Here is a 24475-nt window from a genome sequence, read left to right as displayed (position 1 = left end):
AACCAATCCCTTTTGAAATGAAAAAATATGTTTTTTATTGTCAAACCATGGAGGATCATTGCCGATCCAATTTGAACAAAACAACACTCTTTCAAAAACAAAAATTCAAAAAAAAGCAAACGGCTGATTCTTTTTTTGTTAAAATAGAGAAATGAGAGAAACTTGTTCAATGTGAAAGTAGGTGACATTGTGGGGAAAATTATTGCGATCACAAACCAAAAAGGGGGCGTTGGCAAAACAACAACCTCTGTTAACCTGGGAGCTTGCTTGGCTTATATCGGGAAAAGGGTTTTGCTAGTCGACATAGACCCGCAAGGAAACGCAACAAGCGGAATTGGCGTAGAAAAAGCTGATGTTGATCATTGTGTGTACGATATATTAGTAGATGATGCAGATGTCAAAGACGTGATAAAAACAACATCCGTCGAAAACTTGGATGTCATTCCTGCAACGATCCAGCTTGCAGGGGCGGAAATTGAACTGGTTCCGACCATTTCCCGAGAAGTCAGGTTGAAGAGGGCTTTGGAATCCGTCAAACAAAATTATGATTTTATGATCATTGATTGTCCGCCTTCATTGGGGCTGCTGACAATTAATGCGCTTACGGCTTCAGATTCCGTCGTGATACCGGTTCAGTGTGAGTACTACGCTTTGGAAGGACTGAGCCAGCTGCTCAATTCAGTGCGGCTTGTACAAAAACATTTAAATACCGACCTCATGATAGACGGCGTATTGCTGACAATGCTTGATGCAAGGACGAATTTAGGCATACAGGTCATAGAAGAAGTGAAAAAGTATTTCCGCGATAAAGTTTATCAAACTGTCATTCCCCGGAACGTCAGATTAAGTGAAGCACCAAGTCATGGAAAGCCGATTATTTTATATGATCCGCGTTCACGAGGAGCGGAAGTCTATTTAGATTTAGCAAAGGAAGTGGCTGCGAATGCCTAAAGGTCTCGGAAAAGGGATTAATGCACTGTTTTCAAATGTTGATTTATCTGAAGAAACGGTTGAGGAAATTAAGCTGCACGATTTGCGGCCAAATCCTTATCAACCAAGAAAAACGTTTGATGACCAATCGTTAAAAGATTTAAAGGAGTCCATTTTACAGCATGGCGTATTGCAGCCCATTATCGTCAGAAAGTCAATCAAAGGCTACGATATTGTAGCCGGAGAACGCCGCTTTCGAGCTGCAGAAAAAGCCGGTTTAGAAACCATTCCTGCGATTGTGCGAGAGCTGTCAGAATCCCTGATGATGGAGATTGCCCTATTGGAAAATCTTCAACGAGAAGACCTGTCTCCGCTTGAGGAAGCCAAAGCATATGAATCTTTGTTAAAACACCTTGATATGACACAAGAACAGCTGGCGAAAAGGCTCGGGAAAAGCAGACCTCACATTGCCAACCATCTAAGATTGCTGACGCTGCCTGAAAAAGTCCAGTCTTTAATAGACAATGGCACATTATCGATGGGGCATGGACGTACATTGCTGGGGCTGAAAAACAAGAAAAAGCTCGAACCGCTCGTTCAGAAAGTTGTATCCGAACAGCTCAATGTCCGTCAGCTTGAAAAGTTGATCCAACAACTGAATGCTGATGTTCCACGTGAAACAAAGAAACCGAAACAAGTAAAAGATGCCGTCATAAAAGAGCGGGAGTCCTATTTGCAAAACTACTTTGGAACACCGGTCACCATTAAAAAGCAAAAGAAAAAAGGTCGAATTGAAATTGAGTTTTACTCAAATGAAGATTTGGATCGTATTCTTGAACTTTTATCCGAAGAAAATTCATAAGCCGCAAAAACCATCTGAAGACACAGATGGTTTTTTTACATCCTCCCCGTCAATCGCTGAATCGGAGTGACATGGCGCTGCTGCCATCCTGCTGATTTCTCTAGATGTGATAAACCTTCGGCGAGAACATTTGCCATGCTCATGACAAGATTGAGCCGGGTATTTTGCAAAACAAAATACTCCATAAAACCGCTCACATTGACAATCCCGTTGATGTGTACGTGGCCCACTTCAGGCAAACTTTTTTGTACTCCGGCTCCCGGCTTTAAAGGTCCTTTGCCGATCTGAAAAGATCCCACGCTTTTGGTTCGTCCAAGACAGGCATCAATTGCGATCATAAAAGGATTTTGATGCTCCAAATGGATGTTCTCCAGCTTCTCATTTAAGTTGACGGCGTGAACCGGATCAGCAAGCGTTCCATAAACATGAAAACGCGTCAGCTGTTTCGCGGCAAGCTTCATTCCAACGAGAGGGCCGAGAGAATCACCTGTAGAGCGGTCAGTACCAATGCAAACGACTACGATTGGCCGGCTGCCTGCCTCCTTTAAATAAACAGAAAGAACCTTCTCTATTTGTTTCACAGCTAACGGGTCTGAATGAGAAATATATTCTTTTATCGGTTCTTGAGAGAAAATCCCGCCTTTGCGATTCATAGGGCTTCACATCCTTGTCAAAATGGTAACAGCATTCCTTGGCGTGTTTTTTTGCGTATGAATGGTTGTTTACAGTATATCCAGCAGTCTCTTTTTTTATGCTTTGGATGTTCATCCAGCGGGGCTGAATCTTTTGATGAGGAAGTGTGGTGTTTTATAGATGGTAGAAGGAGTGAAAAATATGATCTACCTCCACTTTTCTATTATATTGATATAATTTTAGTGTTTTTGGTGAAAAAATTCTCTGCAATGGTCTTTCGATAATTCCATGAATTTTTATTGTGAAAGGACAATATAGTGTCAGTAGATGCGTAAACAAGCTTAAAACTGATTCTGATGGGGTGAGAAAATCGTGTGGAGAGCCGGACTGAAGTGGATGCTTCTTATTTTAGGGAGCTTAATAGGCGCAGGATATGCATCCGGCCAGGAGATATGGCAATTTTTTGGTGATGAAAGCGGACTGGCTATCCTTTTATTCACGATTATGTTCAGCCTGTCGACCTATATTGTCATGAAGATCAGCTATGAAGAGAAATCGGCGCATTTTCTGCCTGTTCTTGAAAAATTGATCGGCCCTCTGCTGGCGAAAGTGTATGATTTGCTGATCATTCTTTATTTGTTTACAACTACGATTGTGATGATCGCCGGAGGCGGGGTAACTCTGCAAATATTTCATGTCCCGTTTTGGGCGGGAGTCGTACTGTTTTCTTTATGTGCCGGGCTCCTCTTTCTGTGGGGCCTGAAAGGAATTTTATCGGTCAACAGCTATTTGATTCCGATTTTAGTAGCGGGATTGCTGTACGTGCTGATTTCTTTTCAAACGGCTCGCCACCAGCCGTGGCTGCTCAATCTAAACCATCAGTACAATTGGCCCGCCGGCATCGCATTCGCTTCGCTGAACATTTTATCAGTCGTGGCCGTTTTATCTGCGGTCGGCAAAGAGCTCAAAGGAGTCGGTGAAGCCAGGATTGCCAGTATTTTAAGCGGTTTGGTCTTCGGCGCTATTTCATTTATGTACAATGAGACGCTCGTGGAGCTTGCCGGTGAACTATCACATTATGAAATTCCTTTATTCGCGGTTTTGGAAGGCGCCCCTTTTCCCATTTTTATTTTTATGACAGCCGTGCTTTGTGTGGCGATTTATACGACAACCATTTCAAGCATTCTTGGCCTCTCAAGCCGTTTTCTTTCGCTTGTGAACTGGCCGAGATGGATCATGGTATTCTTGCTTCTTTTGATTATGCTTCCTTTCACCTCTTTTGGATTTTCAAATTTAATCGCTTTTTTATATCCAATTTATGGGTTGTTGAATTTGTATTTATTGGTTAATATCTTGTTGTACCCTTTATTAAGTAAATGGAAATAAAAAGATAGTATATGTTATTTTGGAATATACCATATTATGATATTTTTATTGAGCAATTGCCCTTTCCTTGTCGTTTTTTGTACAATAAGATCACAACAAAGCAAGCAAAGAGGTGAACGATGTTGGCCGATAAAGAATTTGGCCTGAATGACGTGGTCGAAATGAAAAAGCCGCATCCCTGCGGTACAAACCGCTGGAAGATCATTCGGATGGGAATGGACATCCGAATTAAGTGCGAGGGCTGTTCTCACAGTGTCATGATCCCCCGCAAAGAATTTCAAAGAAAAATGAAAAAGATCTTAGTCAAGCATGAGGAGTCCGATTCTTAATATACACGGACCCCCTCATGCTTTTTTATCACTGTAAAGGTAAAAATTGATTTTCGCACTGTTTCAGTTATTGAAAAGCAAGTTTTGTCAGCTTGTCTTTTACAGTAATCATCCTTATAATTGTTGCAGGTTTACATTACACGACTACACACGGATGTTTAATGATAGAGGAGATGAAAGAATGGCTTTAACAGCTGGGATTGTTGGTTTGCCGAACGTTGGTAAATCAACCTTGTTTAATGCGATTACACAGGCCGGGGCAGAATCGGCCAACTACCCGTTTTGTACAATTGACCCAAACGTCGGGATCGTCGAGGTGCCTGATGAGCGGCTGCAAAAACTGACAGAACTTGTCAATCCGAAGAAGACCGTTCCAACCGCGTTTGAGTTCACAGATATTGCTGGTATCGTAAAAGGGGCATCTAAAGGTGAAGGACTTGGGAATAAGTTCCTTTCCCACATTCGCCAAGTCGATGCCATTTGTCATGTTGTCCGCTGCTTTGCAGACGACAATATTACACACGTCTCCGGAAAAGTAGATCCGATCTCTGATATCGAGACGATCAATCTCGAGCTGATATTGGCTGACCTGGAAACTGTTGAGAAGCGGATCGGCCGGGTAGGCAAGATGGCCAAGCAGAAGGATAAGGAAGCTGTTTTTGAATTTGAGATTTTGACAAAGTTAAAGGAAGCATTTGAACAAGAAAAACCTGCACGCTCTGTTGAATTTACAGAAGAGCAGCAAAAAGTGCTGAAACAGCTTCATCTGTTAACAACCAAACCTGTATTATATGTGGCAAATGTCAGCGAGGACGAGGTGGCTGATCCTTCAGGAAATGAGTACGTTCAGAGGGTGAGGGAATTTGCCGCTGCTGAAAATGCGGAGGTCATCGTCGTCTGTGCGAAAATCGAATCTGAAATTGCCGAGCTTGAAGGTGAAGAAAAGGCGATGTTCCTTGAAGAACTCGGCATTGAAGAATCAGGACTCGATCAATTGATTAAAGCATCCTATTCCCTGCTCGGTCTTGCTACTTATTTTACGGCGGGGGAACAGGAAGTCAGAGCCTGGACGTTTAAAAAGGGAATGAAGGCTCCGGAATGTGCGGGCATCATTCATACTGATTTTGAACGCGGCTTTATCCGGGCGGAAACGGTGGCGTATGCCGATCTGGTTGAAGCAGGGAGCATGTCTGCCGCAAAGGAAGCGGGAAAAGTCCGCCTTGAAGGAAAAGAATATATCGTGAAAGACGGCGATGTGATTCATTTCCGTTTCAACGTATAACACAGTTGAAAAGGGACTAGAGCTTTGATATAATATAAAATTGTGAGTAATAGAATTATTGCTTCTTGCCCAATATGATGGGCCGCTTAGTCCAAAAGGAGGTGCAAATACAAATGAGAAAGTACGAAATCATGTACATCATCCGCCCAGACGTTGATGAAGAGTCTAAAAAGGCTGTTGTTGAACGTTTTAACAACATTTTAACGACAAACGGTGCGGAGATCACTGAAACTAAAGATTGGGGAAAACGCCGTCTTGCTTACGAAATCAACGATTTACGCGACGGATTTTACCAAATCGTATACGTTCAATCTGGTTCTGAAGCAGTTCAAGAATTTGACCGTTTAGCTAAAATCAGTGATGACATCATTCGCCACATCGTGGTTAAAGACGAAGAATAAACAGTATTGAATTATATATTCTAAAGCAAAAGGATGGTCTCTCAATATGCTTAACCGAGTTGTTTTAGTCGGCAGACTGACAAAGGACCCAGAGCTTCGTTATACTCCCAGCGGTGCAGCTGTTGCCACCTTTACGCTCGCTGTAAATCGTACGTTTACGAATCAACAGGGCGAACGTGAAGCTGATTTCATCAACTGTGTCACTTGGAGAAGACAAGCTGAAAACGTAGCGAATTTCCTTAAAAAAGGAAGCCTTGCGGGTGTAGATGGCCGTTTGCAAACGAGGAACTATGAAAACCAGCAGGGACAGCGTGTGTTCGTCACAGAAGTTCAAGCTGAAAGTGTTCAATTTCTGGAGCCTAAAGGCGGCGGTTCTGGTTCCGGCGGTTATAGCGGCGGCCAGGGAGGCCAATACTTTGGCGGCGGACAAAACGAACCGAATTCATTTGGCGGCAATCAAAACAACCAGAATCGCAATCAAGGCAACAGCTTTAATGATGATCCATTTGCAAACGATGGAAAGCCGATTGACATCTCAGATGACGATTTGCCATTTTAATGGATGACGGACGATCTTATAAAAAAACAGAACAGAAAGGAGGGAAATAACAATGGCAGGAGGACGCAGAGGCGGCCGTGCGAAACGCCGTAAAGTGTGTTATTTCACTTCTAACGGCATTACGCACATCGACTACAAAGATGTAGATCTTCTTAGAAAATTTATCTCTGAGCGCGGTAAAATTTTACCACGCCGTGTAACAGGAACAAGTGCGAAATACCAACGCAAATTGACTGTTGCCATCAAACGCGCTCGTCAAATGGCTTTACTTCCATACGTATCAGGCGAGTAAGCCGAAATATAAAAAGAACAAGAACCGTTAAAGGTCTTGTTCTTTTTTGTTTATATGGATTAACGGCTTTCATTCAGCAATCATCTTCCAAATAACGATACAGCGTTGTTTTGCTGATTCCTGTCTCCGCGGTGATTTGGGCGATGCTGTATATTTTGCTCTGATACATGTCTAATGCACGTCTGACGTTATGATCTGGCTTTCTCGGACGGCCTCCGGTTTTCCCCTTCAATTTTGCTTCATAAATCCCTGCTTTTGTACTTTCACTTAAAACATCATGCTGAAAATCTCCAATTTTATCCAGGAGTTTAAAGAATATTTTCCCTTCTGCGGTTGAAGTATCCACTTGGTCAGTGATCGAGATAAAGTCAATATTTTGCTGCTGAAATCGTTGAACCAAGTCTATTAAATGCCGGGTTGAGTCGGCGATATTATACAGCTTGTATACGATGACTTGATCTCCGCTGCTGAGGGTATGAAACAGGCTTTTTAATTCCGGCCGGTTTTTTGCCGAGCTTGTTTGTTCCTTAAAGATCTTGTCACAGCCATGCTTTTCAATGGCGTTGATTTGCAGCTTAAGATCCTTGTCTTGGCTGAATGGACGTACATAACCAAAAATCACTTTATCATCTCCAAGAATAGAGCTTTCAGTCATTATACCAAAATATTGTTGCAGCTTGTATGATTTATATCGACAGTACCAAAAAAGATCGTTTTTGGAACAAAAAATTATAGACATTTAATTGATGATCTGTTAAATTTAAATATGTTGCAAACGGCCCCGGCTTCTATGAGAGTTAGAAGTCATTCAAATCAAAATAGAGAGGTGTTTTTCAATTGATGTTAAAAAAACTAAATAATGAATGGTTTCCAAATGTGAAAGGGGACGTTTTAGCCGGAATCGTCGTTGCCCTCGCGCTTATACCCGAGGCCATTGCTTTCTCGGTGATCGCGGGTGTAGATCCGATGGTCGGCCTGTATGCGTCATTTTGTATAGCAGTTGTCATTTCGTTTATGGGAGGCCGTCCTGCGATGATATCAGCCGCGACCGGAGCGATGGCTCTTTTAATGGTCACTTTGGTGAAAGATCACGGCATCCAGTATTTATTTGCGGCGACGATTTTAACTGGAATACTCCAATTGATATTTGGGGCGCTGAAAATTGCGCGCTTTATGAAATTTATTCCGCGTTCGGTTATGGTAGGTTTCGTAAATGCGCTGGCCATTTTAATCTTTATGGCACAAGTGCCTCATTTTGTTGGAATTTCCAATATGACCTATGTGATTGTAGGCGTTACGTTGGCGATTATTTATCTGCTGCCCCGCTTCACAAAAGCTGTTCCGGCACCGCTTGTGGCGATCGTGGCGATGACCGTTCTGGCGGTATTCGGCCATTTTGATCTTCGGACTGTCGGAGATTTGGGACAGATCTCAAGTTCTTTGCCTGCATTTATGATTCCAGATATTCCTTTTAACCTTGAAACGCTCTCGATCATTTTTCCGACCGCTTTGGCACTGTCGATTGTCGGTCTGCTCGAGTCATTATTAACCGCTTCTATTGTCGATGATATGACAGATACGGAAAGCGATAAAAATAAAGAAAGCCGCGGACAGGGAATAGCCAACATCGTAACCGGTTTTTTCGGAGGCATGGCTGGATGTGCCATGATCGGCCAGTCCGTGATCAATGTGAAATCAGGCGGAAGAGGCCGCTTGTCCACTTTTGTGGCCGGAGTCTTCTTAATGTTTTTAATCCTGGTGCTGGGAGATTGGGTCGTTCAAATTCCGATGGCTGCATTAGTCGGTGTCATGATTATGGTTTCGATTGGAACATTTGACTGGTCATCGCTTCGAGCGTTGACAAAAGTTCCGTTGTCAGACTCGATCGTGATGATAGTCACCGTTGTGACGGTCGTAGCAACCCACGATTTATCTAAGGGAGTTTTTGCGGGAATTATTCTAAGCGCCATATTCTTTGTTGCGAAAATATCAAAAGTGCGGGTAGAGGCTTCAGCGGCTCCTTCAGAAAGGGAAACCGTTTATGATATAAAAGGACAAATTTTCTTTGCTTCAGTGCAAGACTTTATTCAATCATTTTCTTTCCATGAGGCAAAAGAAAAAGTTGTGCTGAATTTTGCAGACGCACATATTTGGGATGATTCAGCTGTGGCTGCAATCGATAAGGTGGTTTTAAAATTCAAGGAACAGAAGGTGGATGTCACGCTGGCGGGATTAAATGAGTCAAGCCGCCAGTTGGTCAAAAGGCTGGCTACTTATGATCAGCCGAATGCAAAAGCATCCAGTCACTAAAGGGAGGCAAGATGATGTATCAAAAAATCCTGCTGGCTGTTGACGGATCAGCTCACTCGGAGAGATCGGCTGATCATGCCATAAAAATTGCAAAGCTTACGGCAGAAGCCGAAGTGGAGCTTATCTATGTGCTGGACTATTCCAAATCCAAAAGCGAAGTTTTGCATAGTGCGAGTTTAGCAGAATTAGAGAGTGCCAGACGGAATAAACTAAAAAATATAGAAGAAAAATATCAAACAGCAGATGTCTCTTATCAAATTACAATGAAGCACGGCGAACCGGGCCCGACCATCGTTTCCCATGCCAATGACCACGATTTTGATATGGTGATTGTAGGAAGCAGAGGATTGAATTCTTTGCAGGAAATGGTGCTTGGAAGCGTCAGCCACAAAGTAGCCAAACGTGTGAATTGTCCGGTTATGATCGTCAAGTAGGGGTCTATAGAAAGCAAGCCGATTTTCCCGCAAAGCAGGGGAAAGTCGGTTTTTCATTTTTAACTCGGGGGAATATTTTATGAAAGGAAAAATACAGCAATTACCGTTTTATTATGGATGGACGATCGTATTGATTTCTGCCTTGGGCGTCTTTTTTTCAGGGCCCGGTCAAACGTATTCCAACTCGATTTTTATTGATGAATATATTCACGATTTTGGCTGGTCGCGGTCTGAGGTGTCCGGCATATATTCGGCTGCTACTTTATGCGCGGGGATCTTGATGATGTTTGTCGGCAGGTTTGTAGATAAACTGGGCCAGCGCAAAATGATGGTGATCGTCGGTTCTGTTCTTGGTGCTGCTTGTTTTTTTAACAGCTTTGCGGTGAACATATGGATGGTGGCTGTTGGCTTTTTTCTGATCCGTTTAGTCGGGCAGGGAGGCATGACACTGCTGCCAAACACACTTGTTCCGCAATGGTTTATTAAAAAAAGAGGCCGAGCGATGAGCTTTATGGCTGTCGGCAGTTTTGCGAGCGCGGCCTTATTTCCTGTGCTGAATGCCTGGATGATTGAGAAATGGAATTGGCAGTTTACTTGGCAGGTGTGGGGCTTTCTGCTGCTGTTTTTCTTTGTGCCTGCAGCTTTTTTCGGCGTCAGAAACCGTCCGGAAGATATCGGATTGCTGCCGGACGGCGGTATGGATGATGGTGATGCTCATCAAGATATTGCCATGCGTCCGAACCGGCCAATCGCTGAAGAGGATTGGACACTAAAAGAAGCAATGAAAACCGCTTCCTTCTGGTATGTCCTAATATGCGTCGGGATTCCCGCATTAGTGAATACCGGCATCACCTTTCACCTTCTGTCTATTTTGGGAGAAAACAGTCTGTCGCCCCAGACTGCCGCTACAGTCCTAAGCTTGATGGCTCTGATCGGATTTCCGATTTCCATGGTTTCTGGATTTATATTGGAAAAAATAAAAACAAACCTGCTGCTTGCGTTTATTTTTATCATGGAAATGATTTTGCTTTTCCTCCTTTTGGCGACGAAAAGCACAGCGGCTGCCGTTCTCTTCGGTGTCGTCTGGGGAATGGCAAACGGTCTGGAGCGGATTACGCTGAATATCATTTGGCCGAATTACTTTGGCCGCCGCTATATCGGCAGCATCAACGGGATCGCAATGGCTGTAATGGTTGTCGGTTCCGCATTTGGTCCGCTCCCGCTCGGCGTAGGGTTTGACTTTTTCCACAGCTATACACCCGTCTTGCTGATGATGATGATCTTGCCCGGCGCAGGTTTCATTTGCGCCCTTCTTGCAAAAAAACCTGTCAAACAAAAAAGCCCGTCATAACGATCTGAAGCCCCGCAACAAAATATCGGCGCTTTAGATGGCTATCCATTTTTAGTCAATATAATAAGGCTTTCTGAAAACTGCTCAAGCAATGCAATTGTTTTAAGAATTGATACACTCTCATAGCGATGATGAGCTGCTTCAAAGTGAAATAAATCCAGTTTGTCTGTTCCAATATATTCATCATATTTCCTAAAGATAGCTAAGGTTTTGGTTTACTTCACTGTGAGGCATGGCTTCGTATTTCACAGTGATTCACCGCATCTATTGTCGCAGGAGAAACTCAAAATCCCTCTCATGGTATTTTTTATGGAAAAGTTCTTTTTATTGTTGCTAAAATAGCTCCTGTAAGGGAGTCGGTTTTTTTCCTAAAGTCTAACTTATAAGTGGGAACGCCTTGATGGACGGTCAGGGGCGTTCTTACTTTTTTTCGTGAAATTGCTAGTGTCAGAATCCCTACAATAAGGATGCCGAAGGAAAGCATCAATTGAAGTGCGCTTTCTGTTGCCATGCTCTCACCTCCCTTCTTAATTTTCACTTTATAGGAATTGATTGAAGAACATAAGACCCCCATCTTTTTTAGGATGGGGTGGTCTATTAAGGTATTTCTAGGCTGCTTTTCTTCTTTCTGCTTTCCTAATCACGCCGTCGCCTGTCAGGCACAAGTTTGCTTAAGGCCAGGACTTCACACTGATCTTGAGAGTGTGTAAAGTCTTTGGAAAACTGGAGAGCCGTCATAACAGCACTTTATTCATGTTTCGCAATCTGAATCCGCTCTATATCCCCGAGGACAAAAAGGTAAAACACCAGCCCCAGCAATAATACTACACCTGCCACTAAAAAACTGAGGGTAAACGAACCCGTCATATCCACCAAATATCCAGTTAGTGAAACCGCGATAATGCCGCCGAATAAGTTATTCGCCAGATTGACCATTGAACTGAGAAGCGAGAGTGAGCCTGCCGGTGCAATGTCGGCCGAGATGGACCAGCCGACAGGCGCCGTCGCGGAAATTCCGGCCAAACCGACGGAAATACAGATGATCGCAATGATGATATTGTGCGTTAAAATGGCGCCTAAAAAAGTAAACCCCAAACTCATGCCGATGATGATAATCGTCTGATATACTTTCGTATTTGAATGTCCCTTCTTAATTAAGAAATCGACAAGCCATCCGCCGACAATGATTCCGGAAATCGTCGAAATCAGCCAAGGAACGGCTGTAAATAATCCTGAGGACATGATATCCATTCCATAGGTTTCTTTAAAAAATGTAGGAAGCCATGTTAACAGCAGGTTGAATGTATAGCCGTAGCCCGTGAAACCGATCATCAGCCCCCATGCTTTTCGATTTGTCAGCATCGCTTTCAGAGCGGTCATTGTGCGCTCTGATATGTCTTCACCGGAAACGGCATTGCGCTTTTGAATATAATGTAGTTCTTCCTTTGAAATTCGTTTATGCCGATCAGGCTGCTCATAGTACCGCCAGAAAAAAATCGTAAATAACACATTGATGATGCCGATCGTTAAAAAAGCGGCACGCCAGTCAAATGTCGTGACCAGAAATGCAACGAGGGGTGCACCGATGACATTTGCGAATTTTGCGGCTGAATCAAACAGCGAGTTGGCAAGGCCGCGTTCATTTGGCGGAAACCATAATGCCGTAGCTTTGGAAGCGGCCGGAAAAGCAGATGCGCTTGTCAGACCGATCAAAAAACGAACGATATATAAAAGCAGTATTCCTTGTAGAAAAGCTAATATGATGGTTAAAAAACTCCAGATGGTCATCCCGATTCTTGTGACCCAGGCGACGCCGAATCTGTCCAGCAGACTGCCGACCGGAATCTGCATCAGCGTATAGGAGTAGGTATAGATTGAAAAGACAATGCCTAATTGTGTTGCCGTCAATTGGAAGGAATTCTGGATCGCAGGAGCTGCGACGGAAATGGCAACACGGTCAAAGTAATTTAAAATGATCATGCTGCTTAATAAGGATGAAATATACCATCTCGTATGCCCGGGCCGTTTTTCCAGCTCTTCTGCCATGTTGAAGCCTCCTCTTTTCCTTAGATTGGACTCTTTTCTGAAATTACATTCTCTCTTTCTTGTGTTCATTTCCACGGGGTTCTTTCCGGTAAACTGAAGTGGCAAAAAAACCTTATAGACAATTGTATACAGGTTTGCTAAAGTGAAACATGTTAAAAACAGTTTGGCTTCTATGAGAGTTAGAAGCAAATCATGATAAAAGAGGTGTCGATTCTTTGAATGTCAAACAATTAAATAGTGAATGGTTTTCAAATGTGCGGGGAGATATCCTTTCGGGTATCGTCGTAGCGCTAGCTCTCATTCCCGAAGCCATTGCGTTTTCCATTATTGCGGGCGTCGACCCGATGGTTGGCTTGTACGCGTCATTTTGTATTGCCGTCGTGATCTCGTTTACAGGAGGCCGGCCGGCGATGATTTCGGCTGCAACTGGAGCGATGGCTCTCTTGATGGGCACTTTGGTTAGGGATTATGGGATCGAATATTTATTTGCAGCTACGATCTTAACAGGAATCATCCAATTGATATTTGGGGTGCTGAAAATTGCGCGCTTTATGAAATTTATTCCGCGTTCGGTTATGGTAGGTTTCGTAAATGCGCTGGCCATTTTAATCTTTATGGCCCAGGTTCCTCATTTTGTTGGCGTGTCTAATATGACGTATGTTGCGGTCGGTATTACATTGTTGATTATTTATATTCTCCCCCGTTTTACAAAAGCTGTTCCGTCTGCTTTAGTTGCGATTATTGCAATGACTGTATTTGCTATTTTCAGCCATTTTGATCTGCGCACTGTCGGGGATTTGGGAGAAATAAAGCAATCACTGCCTGCTTTTATGATCCCAAATATTCCTTTCAATTTTGAGACATTGTCGATCATCTTCCCAACCGCTTTTGCGCTATCTATTGTCGGTTTGTTGGAATCATTATTAACATCTTCTATTGTCGATGATATGACAGATACGGAAAGCGATAAAAATAAAGAAAGCCGCGGGCAGGGGATAGCCAACATCGTGGCTGGGTTTTTCGGAGGCATGGCTGGATGTGCTATGATCGGCCAGTCCGTGATCAATGTGAAATCGGGCGGAAGAGGCCGCTTGTCCACTTTTGTGGCCGGAGTCTTCTTAATGTTTTTAATCCTGGTGCTGGGAGATTGGGTCGTCCAAATACCGATGGCTGCTTTGGCAGGTGTCATGATTATGGTATCGATCGGAACTTTTGATTGGTCTTCATTTAAGATGTTGACGAAGGTGCCGCTCACTGATTCTATTGTCATGCTGGTGACCGTTATTACAGTCGTGGCTACACATGATTTGTCCAAAGGGGTATTTGCGGGTGTTATTTTAAGCGCGATCTTCTTTGTGTCGAAAATTTCCAAAGTGAAAATTGAGCAGACATCAGCGGGAAATGAAATGAAGTACACGATCAAAGGACAGATATTCTTTGCATCGGTCCAGGATTTTGTAAAGTCCTTTCATGCCGATTCAAATGCGAAAAAAGTTGTCCTTGATTTTTCAGAAGCCCATATTTGGGATGATTCCGCTGTGGCGGCAATTGATAAAGTCGTTTTGAAGTATAAAGATCAGGGGACTGACGTTGAATTGATAGGCTTGAATGAATCAAGCTGGCGGTTAGTCGAAAAATTAGCAACTTATGATCAGCCTCATCGTTCAGTATCAAATCACTAAGAAACGGGTGATGAAGGGTGTATAAAAATATTCTGTTGGCTGCGGATGGCTCCAAGCATTCAGAAAGAGCAGCTGATCAAGCGATCCGTATGGCTTCTCTTTCAGATCAAGCGGTTGTCGAGATCATGTATGTATTAGATTATGATAAAGCGAAAAATGAAGTGCTGCACAGTGAAAGCCGCGCAAAACTTGAACGTGAGAGAAGAAGCAGACTCTTGGCGGTTGAAAACAAATTTAAACATGCAGCCGTTCCTTATAAAATGACGATGAAACACGGTGATCCGGGTCCGACGATTACAGCTTACGCAAATGAGCATGATGTTGATATCGTGATTATAGGCAGCAGGGGGCTGAACACTTTGCAGGAAATGGTGCTGGGGAGTGTCAGCCATAAAGTCGCGAAAAGAGTGACATGTCCTGTTTTGATCGTGAAATAAAGGAAAATCATGATGAAGCCAGCGGGGATCATATCCTTGCTGGCTTTTTTTAGCGCATCGAAATCGCTTTTTGCGCGTGCATTGCGTCTGCTTTTAAAAGTTCAGCGAGATTGTACGCCGGGTATAATCCCTTTTGATACATATAATAAAAGACTTGTTCATGCAGTTTAATGACTGTGTTGATCTGTTTAACCAGCACTCTTCTCTGCCGTTTCTGTAATAGCAATCGCATCATTTCGGATAGTCGTTTTCACTAAGACTAATAAATCTCCTGCACCAAAATAGAGGTCCGCTCTTTCTTCTTCCCGCTGAAAAACCGGAGCTTTAGACAAAAAAGGAAGAAGCTCTTTCAAATTCTGCTCCATCGATTTTGCTGACACGCTGTACAGCTGTTTCGATTGGGGGGCGCTGATCTTTTTAAGGCTTTTCTTCACCTTCCCCAATCCAACAGATTGAGCCGCGATCATTCATGCAATTCCATTGTTTCATGCCATGCCAATGTTTTCGTCGTATTCATTTGCATTCTCCTTCATCGTTTAATCTTGGATAACATATGCCCAAATGAGTTGAACGGTGAATCGGATTCAACAAAAGGAGACGTTTTAGACCGTTTTTGAAAGGGGAATTCATATACCACAGCATGTTTTCAGCTTAGGGATATACATGGAGAGGTGATGAAGGTGTTGGATATTTTGAAGGACTTTTTTTTATTTTTAAGCGGCGGGCTTCGAATCACGGCGCTGATCATGATTTTAATCATCGTTTTATTGATCAGAAAAGCGAGACAAAAAAATAAAGATAAATCCGGATTTTTAGATTGATCCAGAGAATGTTTCACATGGAACATAAAAGGGAGTTCTGGAGGCCGAATTCTCATGTCCTGCAATCGTTTTACTTAAGATTTGACCTTATGTTAAAATAAAGAAACAATGAGAGAAGGGCGTGCACCTGCTCATGTTATCGTCTTATTGAAAACGAAAATTGCGACGTTAAAAAAGAGCAGTCGTTTATGCTGCTCTTTTTGATTCATGAAAAAAAAATACGAGGTGAACAAGTGAAACAAACAAGAGCTTTGGTAGAAGGCGCTATATTGATCAGTCTATTTGCCGTTTTAATGATGGTAAGCCTCTATATCCCTTTAATCGGAACGTTTCTCTTATTTACTTTGCCTTTGCCTGTTATGATGCAAACGATCAGACATGGAGTAAAGCCCGGGCTTTTGATGGGGCTGGTGAGTGTGCCCGTTTCATTGATTGTCGGTTCCTTGAGCGGGATGATGCTGGCTTTTTCCGTCAGTGCGGCCGGGGTTATCATGGGCTATCACTACAGGAAAAAAGAGCCTGTGCATGCGATTGCTTCAGCAGCTGTTACATACATGGTTTCAATGGTGCTGCTGCTTTTCATTAGCATTCAATTTTTTGGGTTAAACTTAATAGAAACAGCCAATCAAACATATAATGAAACATTCAAAATCTTTGAATCAAGTTTAAAACAGTTTGGAAATGATAAAGAGACGGCAAAACAGCTGGAACAGATGAAAGAACAGTTAAAGCAGATACAATATTTATATCCGATGGTGATTGTGATGATGTCCGGCATTGCCGCTTTTTTGAACCATCTCATTGCAAAGCCGATCCTTCGGCGTACTGCTGTGCAAATACCGTCTTTAAAGCCGTTTAGGGAGCTGAGGTTTCCGCAAAGCATCATCTGGTTCTACTTGCTGACGATTGTTCTCTCGCTTGCTCCTTCTGAAGAGGGTAGCGTGTTTTACTCCATTATTTTAAATGCGAGTATGATTATGGGATTCATCCTGGCCATCCAAGGTTTTTCATTTGTGTTTTATTTCTGTCACGCGAAGAAGATGCCAACGGTCCTGCCGGTTCTTTTTTTGATTATTGGACTTCTTTCGCCCTTGCTGTTCCTTGTTCGTATCTTGGGTATAATTGACATAGGTTTTAACTTAAGAGAGAAAGTAAAAAAATCGTAAGATGATGTTCTCTCCAATGGTGAGGAGTTGATTTGAGTGCCAAGTTTTTATGAAAAGCCGTTATTTCGATATCCCATTTATTCTTTAATTGTCGTCACAATCATTTCTGTCCTCATCAACATCTATTTTAATTGGGTGGCAGGAGCGGCCGGCGTAGTGATTCTCGGCGTCATTTTATTCTTTTTAAAGCGTGCGGACTCTCAAATCAGAAAAGAGCTGGACGATTATATATCGACTTTGTCTTACCGGCTTAAGAAAGTGGGAGAAGAAGCGCTGCTCGAAATGCCGATCGGGATTATGCTGTTTAATGATCAATTCTATATAGAGTGGGCAAATCCGTTTATGGCGTCATGCTTTAGCGAAAATACGCTTGTCGGCCGGTCGCTTTACGATACTTGTGAATCTGTTGTCCCTTTGATTAAGCAGGAAGTGGACACAGAAACGATTACGTTAAATGACCGGAAATTTAACGTGGTCATTAAAAGAGAAGAAAAACTGCTGTATTTCTTTGATGTCACAGAGCAAACACAGATTGAAAAGCAATATGAAAATGAAAGAACGGTTCTCGCCTACATATTTCTCGATAATTATGACGATGTGACACAAGGGCTTGATGATCAGACAAGAAGCACGATGAACAGCGAAGTGACATCACTTCTTAATCAATGGGCCCAGCAGTACGGAATCTTCTTGAAGCGGGTTTCTTCCGAGCGGTTTATCGGTGTTTTGAATGAGCATATTTTAAGCGAACTGGAAGCATCGAAATTTTCAGTCCTTGATGAGGTTCGCGAAAAAACGTCCGTGCATACGATTTCACTTACGCTAAGCATCGGGATTGGAGCATCTGTTGCCTCATTGAAAGAGCTTGGCGATCTTGCGCAATCCAGCCTTGATCTCGCACTCGGGCGAGGAGGAGATCAGGTGGCGATCAAGCAGCCGAACGGAAAAGTGAAATTTTACGGCGGAAAGACAAATCCGATGGAAAAACGGACGCGCGTCAGAGCCCGGGTCATTTCACATGCTTTGAAAGAAATTGTTTCTGAAAGCAGCAATGTCATCATCATGGGGCATAAGTTTCCCGATATGGACTCCATCGGTTCAGCCATCGGAATTTTAAAAGTTGCGCAGGCGAATGGCAAAGACGGTTTTGTCGTCATTGACTCCAATCAGATTGGGGCCAGCGTTCAGCGGTTGATCGGGGAAATCAAAAAATATGAAGACCTGTGGTCCCGTTTTATTACACCGGAAGAAGCGATGGACATCGCAAAAGATGATACGCTTCTTGTGATTGTCGATACACATAAGCCTTCCTTTGTTATCGAAGAAAGGCTGGTCAATAAAATTGAAAATGTCGTCGTGATCGATCATCATAGAAGAGGGGAAGAGTTTATCAAAGATCCGCTGCTTGTCTATATGGAGCCGTATGCTTCATCTACGGCAGAGCTTGTGACAGAGCTGCTTGAATACCAGCCGAAACGCTTGAAAATCAATATGATCGAAGCAACCGCACTTTTAGCGGGAATTATCGTCGATACAAAAAGCTTCTCGCTTCGCACCGGTTCCCGTACGTTTGATGCGGCGTCATACTTGCGTGCAAAGGGTGCGGACACCGTATTGGTGCAAAAGTTTCTAAAGGAAACAGCCGATCATTATATTAAAAGAGCGAGGCTCATTCAGCATACATCTTTTTATAAAAATGGCATCGTCATCGCTTCTCTGCCGAGCGGTGAGGCGGACGAATACTTTGACCAGGTCATTATTGCACAAGCAGCGGATTCTCTTTTGTCCATGAGCGAGGTTGAAGCTTCTTTCGCAGTGGCGAGAAGGGATGACAGCACGGTATGCATCAGTGCGAGATCGCTTGGCGAAGTGAACGTTCAAATCATCATGGAGACTCTTGAAGGCGGAGGGCATTTAACAAATGCGGCCACACAGCTGACAGATCTATCTGTTGAGGAAACGCTCAGCCGTCTGAAAGAAGCGATTGACGAGTATTTTGAAGGAGGCATTCAAAAATGAAGGTAATTTTCTTACAGGATGTTAAAGGCAAAGGGAAAAAAGGCGAGGTTAAAAATGTAGCGGATGGATACGCGCATAACTTTCTGATCAAAAAAGGTCTTGCTGTTGAAGCGACATCCGCCAATATCAGCGCGCTTGAAGGCCAGAAGAATAAAGAGAAAAAAGAAGCGGCCGAAGAACTGAAGCAGGCGCAGGAGCTGAAAAAAACGCTTGAAACGATTACGGTTGAGCTTTCTGCTAAATCCGGGGAAGGCGGCCGTCTATTCGGCTCTGTCACAAGCAAGCAAATTGCCGATGCGCTCCAAAAAGCCCATCAATTAAAAGTCGACAAACGCAAAATTGAACTAAATGATGCGATTCGTTCTTTAGGATATACAAATGTTCCGGTTAAGCTCCACCAGGACGTGCAGGCGACACTGAAAGTGCATGTGAAAGAGCAATCATAAATGCCGAATGCCCCTTCTATAAAATAGAAGGGGCTTATCTTTTATTCCGTATGTTTTCGCATTTCATTTGCCAAAAATTCGACGTCTGTACCGACGATGACCTGGACCTCATGCTGGTTGAGCTTCACGATACCTTTCGCTCCCATGGCTTTCAGCGCTTTTTCATCCAGTTTGGCTGCATCATAGATTTTGAGGCGGAGACGGGTGACACAGTTGTTCAGCGTTTCGATGTTTTCTGTTCCGCCTAGCGCATCAAGATATTGAACCGCAAGCGCTTCGTATTTGGAAGAACCCGATGCTGTGCTGACTGGTTCTGGCACATTTTCCTGTTCTTCTTCATCTTCCCGTCCCGGCGTTTTCAAATTCAGCTTCGTGATCAAGAAGTAAAAGATAATGAAATAGATGATACCGTATACAAGTCCGACCGGCAGCAAGAGCAGCGGTTTAGTGGCGATTCCAAAGTTTAAGAGATAGTCAATCGTTCCCGCTGAAAAGGTAAAGCCGTGATGGATGCCGAGCATATTGGTTACAGTCATGGCACTTGCGGTTAACAGGGCGTGAATCCCGAAAAGCAGCGGCGACAGGAACATGAATGTAAACTCAATCGGTTCCGTAATACCCGTTAAAAATGAGGTGAACGCGAGTCCGATCAATAAACCGGCTGTTGCTTTGCGGCGGTGTTTTTTCGCAGCGGCAATGATCGCGAAACATGCCGCGGGCAGACCGAACATCATGATCGGGAAGAACCCTGTCATAAAGGCGCCTGCACTCGGGTCTCCGGCGAAAAATCGGTTCATATCACCCGTTTTGCCGGCAAATTCCCCAAAGACCATCCAAACCATGTTGTTTAAAATGTGATGGAGGCCAAGCGGAAGAAGGAGCCTGTTTAAAAGACCGAATATTCCGACTCCTAAAGCCCCGGCTTGAATGATCCAGCTGCCGACGGCATCGATTGCTTGCTGTGCATATATCCAGACAAACCCGAAAATCCCTGCGAGAATAATAGAAGTAAAGGCTGTCATAATCGGAACGCTGCGTTTTCCGCCAAAGAATCCGAGCCAATCCGGCAGCTTTGCATCTTTAAAGCGGTTATACATAAGCGCGGCGACGACACCTGAGATAATTCCGCCGAGAACCCCCATATTAAGATCTGTGTTTATAGCTGCAAGGCCGCCCGTTAATACAAAATAACCGATGGCTCCAGACAGTGCGGCGGCGCCGTGGCCATCCTTTGATAAGCCGATGGCAACGCCTATCGCAAAGATGATCGGCAATTGATCAAGAATCGACTGTCCTGAAGCGGCGATAAACGGAATGTTAAATAAATCTTCCCTTCCCAAGGCGAGCAGCAGTCCCGCGGCAGGAAGAACGGCGATCGGCAGCATCAGCGCGCGGCCGATATTTTGAAGAAATCCCAACATCATTAAAACCCCTTTCGATAATATTGAATCGCTTTTTTTAAATGTCCATTTTCATGGGATAAACAGCGGCTGGCATCTTCCAATGTTCCGTTTGTCAGCACCATAAAAATCGCTGCTTTGATGTTATAGCGGCTTTCTTTTAAAACGTGTGATGCTTCATCCTGTGATAGGCCGGTTGTATTCATTAATATGCTGACGGCCCGGCTGGACAGCTTTTGATTGAGCAATTTCATATTTACCATCTCGTTTTGATAAACATGGCCCAGCCGAACCATTGCAGCGGTAGACAGCATATTAAGGATCATTTTTTGAGCGGTGCCGGCTTTTAAGCGGGTTGAGCCGCGGAGAATTTCAGGTCCAGTCTGGACCTCGATCGCAATGTCGCTGAACTTGGCTGCTTCTGTTCCTTTATTGCAGCTGATCGATACCGCAGCGGCTCCCAGCTGTTTTGCATAGGATAAGGCCCCAAGTACATAAGGGGTTGAACCGCTCGCTGTAACGCCGATTAACACGTCGTCTTTTGAAAATGAGTGTTCCTGTAATTGGGAAACGATTTTTTCCCGGTCATCTTCATTTTCTTCAAGCGGTTTCCACATTGCTTCATATCCGCCCGCCATAAGGCCGACCCACTGATTTTCGTCAATGGAGAAAGTAGGCGGCAGTTCGGCGGCGTCAAGGACAGCTATTCTGCCGCTTGTGCCGGCTCCGGCTGTAAACACTCTGCCGCCTTTCTCAAGGCGGCTGACAATCGTATCAGCGGCACAGGCAATCAGGGGAAGGCAAGGTGTAATGGCACGCGAAACCGTATGATCTTCCTCATTCATCAAGGTGACGATATCCAACGCGTTCATTTCATCAAGTGCTCTGCTTTTTTCGTTTGCTTCTTCTGTCTTTTTCATATTTCTTTCCTCTTCATATCGATGACAAATTTATAACGGTCGCCTCTGTAGATGGATTTGACCATTTCAAACGGTCTGCCGTCTTCCAAATAGCTGCATCGCTCAATGAGCAGAACAGGCGCGCCTTCATCAATGTCCAGCGGTTCGCTCTCAGCCTGTGAGGCGACGGACGGCTCCAGTGTTTGCGCCGCTCGCTCGATTGTAAGAGACAGCGTATTTTCGACATAGTCATACAATGAGGCGCTCATAATGTCTTCTGTCAGGCCTTTTATCAAATCGGCCGGCAGATAAGAGATTTCGTAAGCCATCGGAATATCATCGGCAAGGCGGATCCGCTTCACTTCATAGACGGGGGAGCCTTCCGGTATCTCGAGTTTGCGTGCTGTGCTTTGATCACAAGGGATGATGCCGAATCCGAGCATTTTAGTGCCTGGTGTCATGCCTCTTGATTTCATATCCTCAGAAAAGCTTGTCAATCCTTTAAGGGGCTGCTCAATCTTAGGCTTGGCAATAAATGTACCTTTTCCCCGCTGCCTGACGAGAATCCCTTCATTGACAAGGTTGTTGACTGCTTGCCGAACGGTCATTCTGCTTACTTCGTATTTTTCCGCAAACTCCCTTTCCGACGGAATCAAATCCCCGGGTTTCAAATCCTTTGTTTCGGCAAGCTTCTTGATTTCCGTTTCAATCTGGTAGTAAATCGGAATGTGTGAATCTTTTTTGATCAATAGGTGATACCCCTTTCTTTCACAATCGATAAGGCGTCACTGTCAGCGATGATGACTACGTCTTGATGCATTTTTAATAAGGAGGCGGGAGTGTCTTCATTCGGTTCTTCACTGAGCAGCTTTGCCAGAATATCGGCTTTTTTCGCACCTGAGACGAGCAGTAGTATCTGTTTGCTTCTCATGATTGTAGAAATGCCCATTGTCACAGCTTGAGACGGGACAGATGAAAGAGAATCAAAATAACGGGCATTGGCTTCCCTCGTCGAGTCTGTCAATTCGACCGTATGAGTTTCTGATGAAAACGGTGTGCCCGGCTCATTAAAGCCGATGTGGCCGTTCAAGCCGAGTCCGAGCAATTGCAGGTCAACGCCACCCAACCGTTCGATCAACGATTCATAGCGTCTGCATTCAGCCTCCAAATCTTCGGCCATGCCATCAGGCAAATGGGTATGGCTGGGCGGGATGTCAATATGGTCAAAGAGCTGTTTTTTCATATAATACGTGTAGCTGTTGTTATCATCAGGCGCAACCCCGACATACTCATCCAAGTTAACGGTGTACACGTGTTTGTAGGAGGTTCCATTGTTCTCGTGATCCTCCCGCAGGCATTGATAAGTCGCAAGAGGTGTCCCTCCGGTTGCTAATCCAAGCACTGGAGCAGGTAAACGATTCACTTTTTCAATGATGAATCGGGCGGCTTTTTGGCTCATATCCTGATAATGTTTAGCTTCAATCAACTTCATGGTTAAACCTCCCTTTTACTGAAAGCGATAGCCCCTCTGCATAGTGTCATCACAACTTCATTTTTTTCATTCAAAACGATCAAATCGGCATCTTTTCCACTTTGAATGCTGCCTTTGCGGTCAAAGACGTTAAGCTGTTTGGCGGGGTTTACCGCTGTCATATAGACGATGTCTTCGAGTGAACAATCCGAGAATTCCATCATGTTCAGTGCAGCCTGATCCATCTTCAGAATGCTGCCTGCCAGCGTGCCGTCCTTTAACACGGCTGTTTCGCCGTTGACAAAAACCTCCTGTCCGCCTAAAGTATAAGTGCCATTTTTTAGACATTTGGCTCGCATGGCATCCGTGATTAAAATGATGCCTTCTTTCTGTTTTCGCTGGAATGTCAGTTTAATGACGGCAGGGTGGACATGGATGCCGTCGGCAATCAGCTCTGTCGTAAGTTCATCATGCAAAAGGGCGCTGCCCGCTACGCCCGGCTCACGATGATGCAGGCCCCGCATGCCGTTGAACATATGTGTGACATGTGAAACACCTGCTTTCATCCCGGCTTCCATTTCCTTTAATCCCGCGTCGGAATGTCCGGCTGAAGCGACGACACCGGTTTCTTTCAAATAGGAAATCAGTTCTAAAGCCCCTTCAAGCTCAGGTGCGATGGTGACGAGTTTAATATGATGACCCGCAAGCTCCTGCCATTTCTTAAATAAAGACAGATCCGGCGGAGTGATGGCGTCAAGCGGCTGGGCGCCGCACCGCTTTTCTGAAATAAAAGGGCCTTCTAAATGAACCCCTAATACTTCAGCAGTGCCGGACTGAATGTCAGCCTCCATATAATGTTTGACATTTGCCAGTGCATGTTCGATGGTGGCTGCATCCTGGGTCATCGTTGTTGCGAGGAAGCTTGTTGTGCCTTCCCTCGGAAGGGCTTCAGCCATCGTGTTTAAAGCCTCAGCCGTTCCATCCATGACATCTGCGCCGTTTGCACCGTGAATATGAACATCAATCATGCCCGGCAGCACTTTAAAGGTATCCGGAAATGTCAGCGGCTCAGCCGAGTGTGCAGAATCGGGAAGATCAGCCATTGATCCGTAAGCCTCAATCTTTTCTCCGTCAGTCAGGACAAATCCGTCTTCTATCATTCCATTTTCACTGTAAATATGAAGGTGTTTAAAAACAAAGCGTTGAGATTGGTTAGTTTTCACAGTCAAAAGTCCTTTCTTGAAAACGTTATCATCAGTATAGAACATTATAGATCTAGTTGTCTAGACCATTACACAAAAATATTTTTTGAATATATT

Annotated in this window: 26 protein-coding genes and 1 pseudogene; 17 read left to right on the top strand and 10 right to left on the bottom strand. The window is 44.1% G+C overall.

The window, feature by feature from the left end:
• The first annotated feature begins 189 nt into the window (after positions 1-189).
• Positions 190-951, top strand: a complete 762-nt coding sequence (soj, locus tag BTA30_RS05455) for a sporulation initiation inhibitor protein Soj (RefSeq protein ID WP_076760273.1) — start codon at positions 190-192, stop codon at positions 949-951.
• A complete protein-coding gene (locus tag BTA30_RS05450) occupies positions 944-1792 on the top strand; it encodes a ParB/RepB/Spo0J family partition protein (RefSeq protein WP_076760194.1) in 849 nt (282 codons plus the stop codon). The genes soj and BTA30_RS05450 overlap by 8 nt, the downstream gene beginning before the upstream one ends.
• A 35-nt stretch (positions 1793-1827) precedes the next feature.
• On the opposite strand, the gene yyaC is transcribed toward BTA30_RS05450, so the two are convergent.
• On the bottom strand, positions 1828-2445 hold the full coding sequence (gene yyaC / locus BTA30_RS05445) for a spore protease YyaC (RefSeq protein WP_076760192.1): 618 nt from the start codon (positions 2443-2445) through the stop codon (positions 1828-1830).
• Between the two features lie 352 nt (positions 2446-2797).
• On the opposite strand from yyaC, the gene BTA30_RS05440 reads away from it, so the two are divergent.
• The 6 genes from BTA30_RS05440 (at position 2798) to rpsR (ending at position 6674) form a co-directional block, all read left to right on the top strand.
• Positions 2798-3811 (top strand): YkvI family membrane protein, encoded by a 1014-nt coding sequence (locus tag BTA30_RS05440; protein ID WP_076760189.1) that lies wholly within the window; start codon positions 2798-2800, stop codon positions 3809-3811.
• Between the two features lie 122 nt (positions 3812-3933).
• On the top strand, positions 3934-4140 hold the full coding sequence (locus BTA30_RS05435) for a DUF951 domain-containing protein (RefSeq protein ID WP_076760272.1): 207 nt from the start codon (positions 3934-3936) through the stop codon (positions 4138-4140).
• 181 nt (positions 4141-4321) lie between these two features.
• A complete protein-coding gene (ychF, locus tag BTA30_RS05430; protein ID WP_076760187.1) occupies positions 4322-5422 on the top strand; it encodes a redox-regulated ATPase YchF in 1101 nt (366 codons plus the stop codon).
• Between the two features lie 113 nt (positions 5423-5535).
• Positions 5536-5823, top strand: coding sequence for a 30S ribosomal protein S6 (gene rpsF, locus BTA30_RS05425; RefSeq protein ID WP_076760184.1), 288 nt, complete (start codon positions 5536-5538; stop codon positions 5821-5823).
• A 46-nt stretch (positions 5824-5869) separates the two neighbouring features.
• Positions 5870-6382: a single-stranded DNA-binding protein SsbA gene (gene ssbA / locus BTA30_RS05420; protein ID WP_076760182.1), complete on the top strand. Its 513-nt coding sequence runs from the start codon at positions 5870-5872 to the stop codon at positions 6380-6382.
• 52 nt (positions 6383-6434) lie between these two features.
• Entirely contained in the window at positions 6435-6674 is a 240-nt protein-coding gene (rpsR, locus tag BTA30_RS05415) for a 30S ribosomal protein S18 (RefSeq protein WP_076760179.1), read from the top strand.
• 73 nt (positions 6675-6747) lie between these two features.
• On the opposite strand, the gene BTA30_RS05410 is transcribed toward rpsR, so the two are convergent.
• Complete coding sequence (locus tag BTA30_RS05410; RefSeq protein WP_076760176.1) at positions 6748-7296, bottom strand: recombinase family protein; 549 nt, start codon at positions 7294-7296, stop codon at positions 6748-6750.
• A gap of 218 nt (positions 7297-7514) precedes the next feature.
• Here BTA30_RS05410 and BTA30_RS05405 point away from each other — a divergent pair, with 218 nt between their 5' ends.
• From BTA30_RS05405 to BTA30_RS05395, 3 genes are all read left to right on the top strand, one after another.
• Complete coding sequence (locus BTA30_RS05405) at positions 7515-8984, top strand: SulP family inorganic anion transporter (protein ID WP_076760174.1); 1470 nt, start codon at positions 7515-7517, stop codon at positions 8982-8984.
• A 14-nt stretch (positions 8985-8998) separates the two neighbouring features.
• On the top strand, positions 8999-9418 hold the full coding sequence (locus BTA30_RS05400) for a universal stress protein (RefSeq protein ID WP_076760172.1): 420 nt from the start codon (positions 8999-9001) through the stop codon (positions 9416-9418).
• Positions 9419-9497: 79 nt separating this feature from the next.
• The gene (locus BTA30_RS05395) at positions 9498-10769 is read left to right on the top strand and encodes an MFS transporter (RefSeq protein WP_076760170.1); all 1272 of its coding nucleotides are present in this window, start codon (positions 9498-9500) and stop codon (positions 10767-10769) included.
• Positions 10770-11076: 307 nt separating this feature from the next.
• Here the strand turns inward: BTA30_RS05395 and BTA30_RS05390 are convergent, their stop codons facing one another.
• Both BTA30_RS05390 and BTA30_RS05385 read right to left on the bottom strand, forming a co-directional pair.
• The gene (locus BTA30_RS05390; protein WP_076760167.1) at positions 11077-11280 is read right to left on the bottom strand and encodes a putative holin-like toxin; all 204 of its coding nucleotides are present in this window, start codon (positions 11278-11280) and stop codon (positions 11077-11079) included.
• Positions 11281-11516: 236 nt separating this feature from the next.
• Positions 11517-12815 carry an MFS transporter gene (locus BTA30_RS05385; protein ID WP_076760163.1) on the bottom strand — a complete coding sequence of 433 codons (1299 nt, stop codon included), beginning with the start codon at positions 12813-12815 and terminating at the stop codon, positions 11517-11519.
• Between the two features lie 215 nt (positions 12816-13030).
• Here BTA30_RS05385 and BTA30_RS05380 point away from each other — a divergent pair, with 215 nt between their 5' ends.
• The gene (locus tag BTA30_RS05380; RefSeq protein WP_076760161.1) at positions 13031-14497 is read left to right on the top strand and encodes a SulP family inorganic anion transporter; all 1467 of its coding nucleotides are present in this window, start codon (positions 13031-13033) and stop codon (positions 14495-14497) included.
• Positions 14498-14514: 17 nt separating this feature from the next.
• A complete protein-coding gene (locus BTA30_RS05375) occupies positions 14515-14934 on the top strand; it encodes a universal stress protein (RefSeq protein WP_076760158.1) in 420 nt (139 codons plus the stop codon).
• A gap of 49 nt (positions 14935-14983) precedes the next feature.
• Here the strand turns inward: BTA30_RS05375 and BTA30_RS05370 are convergent.
• Positions 14984-15451: pseudogene (locus BTA30_RS05370) on the bottom strand (spore coat protein).
• Positions 15452-15617: 166 nt separating this feature from the next.
• Between BTA30_RS05370 and BTA30_RS23255 the strand changes: the two are divergent.
• The 4 genes from BTA30_RS23255 (at position 15618) to rplI (ending at position 19386) form a co-directional block, all read left to right on the top strand.
• The gene (locus BTA30_RS23255; RefSeq protein ID WP_162274719.1) at positions 15618-15755 is read left to right on the top strand and encodes a hypothetical protein; all 138 of its coding nucleotides are present in this window, start codon (positions 15618-15620) and stop codon (positions 15753-15755) included.
• A 233-nt stretch (positions 15756-15988) separates the two neighbouring features.
• Positions 15989-16921: a YybS family protein gene (locus BTA30_RS05365; RefSeq protein WP_076760271.1), complete on the top strand. Its 933-nt coding sequence runs from the start codon at positions 15989-15991 to the stop codon at positions 16919-16921.
• A 36-nt stretch (positions 16922-16957) separates the two neighbouring features.
• Positions 16958-18940, top strand: coding sequence for a DHH family phosphoesterase (locus tag BTA30_RS05360; protein ID WP_076760156.1), 1983 nt, complete (start codon positions 16958-16960; stop codon positions 18938-18940).
• Positions 18937-19386: a 50S ribosomal protein L9 gene (rplI, locus tag BTA30_RS05355; protein WP_076760154.1), complete on the top strand. Its 450-nt coding sequence runs from the start codon at positions 18937-18939 to the stop codon at positions 19384-19386. The genes BTA30_RS05360 and rplI overlap by 4 nt, the downstream gene beginning before the upstream one ends.
• A gap of 41 nt (positions 19387-19427) precedes the next feature.
• On the opposite strand, the gene nagE is transcribed toward rplI, so the two are convergent.
• The 5 genes from nagE to nagA are packed head-to-tail and all read right to left on the bottom strand — an operon-like array spanning position 19428 to position 24379.
• Positions 19428-20807, bottom strand: coding sequence for an N-acetylglucosamine-specific PTS transporter subunit IIBC (gene nagE / locus BTA30_RS05350; RefSeq protein WP_076760151.1), 1380 nt, complete (start codon positions 20805-20807; stop codon positions 19428-19430).
• Between the two features lie 2 nt (positions 20808-20809).
• Entirely contained in the window at positions 20810-21706 is an 897-nt protein-coding gene (murQ, locus tag BTA30_RS05345; RefSeq protein WP_076760148.1) for an N-acetylmuramic acid 6-phosphate etherase, read from the bottom strand.
• Positions 21703-22434 carry a GntR family transcriptional regulator gene (locus BTA30_RS05340; RefSeq protein ID WP_076760144.1) on the bottom strand — a complete coding sequence of 244 codons (732 nt, stop codon included), beginning with the start codon at positions 22432-22434 and terminating at the stop codon, positions 21703-21705. The genes murQ and BTA30_RS05340 overlap by 4 nt, the downstream gene beginning before the upstream one ends.
• Complete coding sequence (nagB, locus tag BTA30_RS05335; protein WP_076760142.1) at positions 22431-23177, bottom strand: glucosamine-6-phosphate deaminase; 747 nt, start codon at positions 23175-23177, stop codon at positions 22431-22433. The genes BTA30_RS05340 and nagB overlap by 4 nt, the downstream gene beginning before the upstream one ends.
• A gap of 2 nt (positions 23178-23179) precedes the next feature.
• Positions 23180-24379, bottom strand: coding sequence for an N-acetylglucosamine-6-phosphate deacetylase (gene nagA, locus BTA30_RS05330; RefSeq protein ID WP_491523021.1), 1200 nt, complete (start codon positions 24377-24379; stop codon positions 23180-23182).
• Between the last annotated feature and the right edge of the window lie 96 nt (positions 24380-24475).

This window comes from Bacillus swezeyi (genome assembly GCF_001969815.1).
Lineage (GTDB): Bacteria > Bacillota > Bacilli > Bacillales > Bacillaceae > Bacillus > Bacillus swezeyi.
This window is presented reverse-complemented; position numbering and strand designations above follow the sequence as displayed.

Excerpts from the sequence above, each read along its gene's own strand:
- BTA30_RS05395 (WP_076760170.1), top strand. The coding sequence starts at position 9,498 with ATGAAAGGAAAAATACAGCAATTACCGTTTTATTATGGATGGACGATC.
- BTA30_RS05385 (WP_076760163.1), bottom strand. The coding sequence starts at position 12,815 with ATGGCAGAAGAGCTGGAAAAACGGCCCGGGCATACGAGATGGTATATT.
- rpsF (WP_076760184.1), top strand. The coding sequence starts at position 5,536 with ATGAGAAAGTACGAAATCATGTACATCATCCGCCCAGACGTTGATGAA.
- rpsR (WP_076760179.1), top strand. The coding sequence starts at position 6,435 with ATGGCAGGAGGACGCAGAGGCGGCCGTGCGAAACGCCGTAAAGTGTGT.
- murQ (WP_076760148.1), bottom strand. The coding sequence starts at position 21,706 with ATGAAAAAGACAGAAGAAGCAAACGAAAAAAGCAGAGCACTTGATGAA.
- nagB (WP_076760142.1), bottom strand. The coding sequence starts at position 23,177 with ATGAAGTTGATTGAAGCTAAACATTATCAGGATATGAGCCAAAAAGCC.
- nagE (WP_076760151.1), bottom strand. The coding sequence starts at position 20,807 with ATGTTGGGATTTCTTCAAAATATCGGCCGCGCGCTGATGCTGCCGATC.
- BTA30_RS05450 (WP_076760194.1), top strand. The coding sequence starts at position 944 with ATGCCTAAAGGTCTCGGAAAAGGGATTAATGCACTGTTTTCAAATGTT.
- yyaC (WP_076760192.1), bottom strand. The coding sequence starts at position 2,445 with ATGAATCGCAAAGGCGGGATTTTCTCTCAAGAACCGATAAAAGAATAT.
- BTA30_RS05390 (WP_076760167.1), bottom strand. The coding sequence starts at position 11,280 with ATGGCAACAGAAAGCGCACTTCAATTGATGCTTTCCTTCGGCATCCTT.
- ychF (WP_076760187.1), top strand. The coding sequence starts at position 4,322 with ATGGCTTTAACAGCTGGGATTGTTGGTTTGCCGAACGTTGGTAAATCA.
- rplI (WP_076760154.1), top strand. The coding sequence starts at position 18,937 with ATGAAGGTAATTTTCTTACAGGATGTTAAAGGCAAAGGGAAAAAAGGC.
- BTA30_RS05405 (WP_076760174.1), top strand. The coding sequence starts at position 7,515 with ATGTTAAAAAAACTAAATAATGAATGGTTTCCAAATGTGAAAGGGGAC.
- BTA30_RS05400 (WP_076760172.1), top strand. The coding sequence starts at position 8,999 with ATGTATCAAAAAATCCTGCTGGCTGTTGACGGATCAGCTCACTCGGAG.
- ssbA (WP_076760182.1), top strand. The coding sequence starts at position 5,870 with ATGCTTAACCGAGTTGTTTTAGTCGGCAGACTGACAAAGGACCCAGAG.